4 protein-coding genes are annotated in these 4067 nt (G+C 68.7%); all 4 read right to left on the reverse strand.

Translation table 11 applies throughout. From position 1 onward, the window contains the following. Window positions 1–45: 45 nt before the first annotated feature. On the reverse strand, window positions 46–1293 hold the full coding sequence (locus FNH08_RS46250) for an MFS transporter (RefSeq protein ID WP_152777731.1): 1248 nt from the start codon (window positions 1291–1293) through the stop codon (window positions 46–48). Then, complete coding sequence (locus tag FNH08_RS46255; protein ID WP_152777735.1) at window positions 1277–2116, reverse strand: peptidase; 840 nt, start codon at window positions 2114–2116, stop codon at window positions 1277–1279. The genes FNH08_RS46250 and FNH08_RS46255 overlap by 17 nt, the downstream gene beginning before the upstream one ends. A gap of 119 nt (window positions 2117–2235) precedes the next feature. Then, window positions 2236–3327 (reverse strand): ATP-grasp domain-containing protein, encoded by a 1092-nt coding sequence (locus tag FNH08_RS46260; protein ID WP_322726533.1) that lies wholly within the window; start codon window positions 3325–3327, stop codon window positions 2236–2238. Window positions 3328–3702: 375 nt separating this feature from the next. Further along, window positions 3703–4067, reverse strand: a 365-nt coding sequence (locus FNH08_RS46265) for an aggregation-promoting factor C-terminal-like domain-containing protein (RefSeq protein ID WP_152777733.1), incomplete at its 5' end; no start/stop codon positions are given.

Genomic DNA, 4067 nt, shown 5'->3' on the forward strand with positions numbered 1-4067 from the left:
GGGGGAGGGTGGGCGAGAGGGCGGTCGAGAGGGCGGCGGCGGAACCTAGAGCTCTTCCCGTACGGACCGCGTTTCGGTGAGGAGGACGGGCAGCGCGGCCAGCAGCACCAGGACGCGGATGCCGCCGGCGAAGAGGAACGGCGCTCGCAGTCCCAGGTGCTGTGCCACGAACCCGCCGACCACCGCGCCCAGGGGCATCAGGCCCCAACCGAGCATGCGGAACACGCTGTTGACACGGCCCAGCAGCGCACCGGGAGTGATCTGCTGGCGCAGGCTGACCGTGACCACACTGGACACGGTGATCACGAAGCCGCACAGCGCCAGCATCACCGCGAGAGCGGCACCGTTGGGAACGAGCCCCATTCCGGCGTAGATGGCGGCGTTCGCCCCGAGCGCCAGGGCGAAGGCGGGGACGGAGCCCAGCCGCCTGGCGATCCAGACATTGACCAGGCCGCCGAGGACACTGCCCACACCCTCGCCGACGAGCATCAGGCCGTACTGGCGGTCGCTGAGCCCGAGAGTCTGCGTGGCGTACAGGACCAGGGTCGCGAAGCCCAGCCGGTTGCAGAAGGTGTTGACGCCCAACAGGACGGCGAGGGTGCGCAGGAGTCTGTGCCGGGTCAGCCAGCGCAGTCCCTCGGCCATCTCCACGCGCATGGGCGGCCGTCCGGTGGAGGGCACGGTGGTGCGCGGCAGCATGGCCAGCAGCGCGGCGGACAGGACGAAGGACACCGCGTCCACGCCGAACGGCAGGGCGGCCGAGACGGCGAAGAGCAGACTGCCGAGCGGCGGACCGACGGAGGACTCACCCACGGTCTGGATGACGTACTGGTTGCTGTTGGCCCGCTGCAACAGCTTGGGGGGAACGACCTGCGGCAGTACGGACTGTGCCGCGTTGGTGATGACGACCTGGGCGCTGCCCAGCAGGAAACCGGCCGAGGCCAGCACGGGGACGGACACCCGGTCCGTCACCGCCGCGACCGCCACCCCCGTGACGATCACGGCCTGGAAGGCCTGGCAGCGCCACATCAGTGCCGCCCGGTCGTGGCGGTCGACGATCGCCCCGGCCGGCAGCGAGACGAGTAACCACGGCAGGTAGCCGGCGGCGGAGACGACCGCGATCTGCTGGGGGTCCTTGGTGACGGTCACGGCCAGCAGAGGCATCGCGGCCGTGAAGGCTCCGTCGCCGACGCTGTTGATCGCGTTGGCCCACCACAGGCGCCAGAAACTGCTTCCCAGTTTCACCGGTTCGGCCTGCTTCAGCAGGCCGTTCCGATCAGTACCGCTGACCATTGACGACACGTTCTCCTGCGGGGGACTGACGCGCCTGCGGACAGTACTTGTCGAGGAATTCGGAAACGATCTCTACCTGAGTGAGAATGTCGTCTATCTGTTCACCGGTTGGTTTTGTTCCGTGTCCCTCCAATGCACTGTTCCCCGTTTTCAAGTAGACGGGTGCCGCGACCCTCACGAATTCCGGGGCGTCGAAAGTACGGACAAAACCGCCGGAGAGTCTGGGGTTGTCCACATGGACGTCGATGGGGATCGAGATGGCCGTTCGGATGGCACCGATCATCGGGAGCGTGAGATCGCGCACCGGGTTGAAGCTGTTCGCGCCGAGCATTTCCACCATCTGCGCCGACGCGCAGTTCCCGTGGCCGCAGTGGGCCGACACCTTCAGATGGATGTCGGCCGGGAGCCAGCCGGCCGTCCGCAGCCGGCTGAGCACCCAGAGGAGCCCCTCGTCGTAGACGACGAACCCGCGCACCCCGAGCCCGATCCCGCGCTTCACATCCTCGACGGCACGTACCACCTGCTCCTGCCCCCGGAGGCGGTATCCGATCCGCGTTCCCTCCGGGGTCTGCACGCCGCCGCCGATGTCGTACGGGGCACGCGGGCCGACGGACATCAGGATCTCGGCGCCGTACTCCTTGCCGAGGTCGACGTACCGTCGCACCTCGGCGGCCGTGTGGCGGAACATGCCGAACGTCTCGGTGATCCGGTTGATCGTGAAGCCGCGCCGGCGGCTCTCGGACAGTAACCGAGCCGCGGCGTCGGCGGAGTTGACGGTCGGCACCTCGATCCGGAAGTGGCTCCCGTCGGGGAAGGCCAGCATCGAGTCGGCCGGCTCGGTGTCGCTGTCCGGCAGCCCGAGCTCGCTCAACTGGCTGCGGGTCGCGCCGTACAGGGCTTGCGTCGTGCTCACTGCACCTCCACGCGAAGTCGTCTGCGCTCTTACCGAAGGGGTGGTGAGGCCGGATCGACCCGCACCGACTTGAACAACTGCGTGATGAACCGTTCCAGGGCGGAGTGGGAGCCCGGACCGAGCAGCCCACCGAGGGGGACGTTGCGGTACGCGTAGGAGGCCGCGTTCCTGAGGGGCTCGTCCTCCCGGCGCTGTTCCCAGTGGCGCACCAACGGGTCGTGCCGGAACCCCTGTTCACCGCTGATCCGGCAGTAGGCGGAGCCGAGGGTGTGGCCCGGGAGGAGGAACCAGCCGTACCGTTCCCCGGGGCCCGGCAGCCGAGGTCTCGGAAGGGCGGACGCCCCGTCGACCTGTAGGCGGACCGCCGCACCCGGCAACCGGACGCCGGTGGCCCGTTCGAACGCGTCCACCACGCCGACGCTGCCGCACCGTGCTCCGACCTCCAGGAACACCGGGCCGCGGGCGGTTTCGATGGCTTCGAGATGGAAGGGGCCGCTCTCGACACCGACCGCCTTCAGGCATCTCAGCGCCCAGTCGACGAGGTCGGGTTCGGTGTCCGTCTGAGCGGAGCCCAGGGGTTGCCCGCGGGCGTAGTCCAGACAGGTTCCGATGTAGCGGCTCGCCTGGATGACGACCGGCTCGCCCGCTGTCAGCAGGCCGTCGATGTGGAGGATGGGCCCCACGACGAACTCCTCGATCTGGAAGTCCGTCGCCGAGCACCTCACTTCACCGTCGCGCACCGCCTGTAACGCCTCGGACGGCGACGCGAAGGTGTGGGTCTCCTTGCTGGAGGCGCCGGCCACCGGCTTGAGCACGGTCCGGCCCTGCCACGGCAGCGAGGCGGCGCCCAGGTCGAGCGCCTGGTCCAGCGAGGCGAATCGCGGGGTCCGCAGACCCGCCGCCGCCACCGCCGACTTCATCACCAGCTTGTCCCGGACGGTGAGCGCGTCGTCCACGCGTGGGCCGGGGACGCCCAGTTCCTCACGGACCTGTGCCGCGGGAACCAGATCGAACTCGGACAGGGCGACGACCGTGTCCGGCTCGGGGAGGCCCTTGATCGCGGACAGTACGGCCGTCGCGGTGTCTTCGTCGTCGGAGCGCTCGACCACGAGTGCTCGCACTCCGGGCGGTAATGTCGCCCTCCGCGCCGGCGTGCTGACGTATGTCACCTCATGTTCGTCGTGGTCGATGCTTTCGGCATAGCGCACAAATGAATCGGAAAGGCTGTGCATGACGAGGACGCGCATGTACACCTCTTACCAAATTCTGACCGTGGTCTTCGGACCAGATGCATGGCTGAGCCATCCGCTTCTTCGAGTATCCCTCGCCTGTTGTGCGTTTCGGTGCGCCACCGTTATTTCTTGACGCTCTTTGCGACTTCTTTTGTTCGCTCGCCCGGAGCGTCGCCGCAAGCTTGGTTCATCCTTGACCGTGCGCGTTGTTGCCTTTGCGGCTGCCATGACGACGGCGGCGTGGTGCCGGGCCGTGCGGGCCGGTCAGTACCAGCCGTTCGCCCGCAGGAACCTCCACGCGCCGCACGGGCTGCTGTAGCGGTGCTTCATGTACTTCAGGCCCCACTTGATCTGGGTGGCCGGGTTGGTTCTCCAGTCCGGGCCCGCGGAGGCCATCTTCGAGCCGGGCAGGGCCTGGACGAGACCGTAGGCGCCGCTGGAGGGGTTGGACGCGGTCACGCGCCAGTCGCTCTCCCGGTCGACGACCCTGGCGAAGCAGTGGTACTGGGCCGAGTCGTCGATCATCCGCTTCGCGATCGCGCGGGCCCGGTCGGGGGAGGCGTTCGGCGCGGCCTGCGCCGGTGTGGGGGCGAGCAGGGTGCCGACGGCCGCGGCGGCCACGGCGGCAC

The organism is Streptomyces spongiae, assembly GCF_009377185.1.
In the GTDB taxonomy this organism is placed as follows: Bacteria; Actinomycetota; Actinomycetes; order Streptomycetales; family Streptomycetaceae; genus Streptomyces; species Streptomyces spongiae.

Excerpts from the sequence above, each read along its gene's own strand:
- FNH08_RS46250 (WP_152777731.1), bottom strand. The coding sequence starts at position 1,293 with ATGGTCAGCGGTACTGATCGGAACGGCCTGCTGAAGCAGGCCGAACCG.
- FNH08_RS46255 (WP_152777735.1), bottom strand. The coding sequence starts at position 2,116 with ATGCTGGCCTTCCCCGACGGGAGCCACTTCCGGATCGAGGTGCCGACC.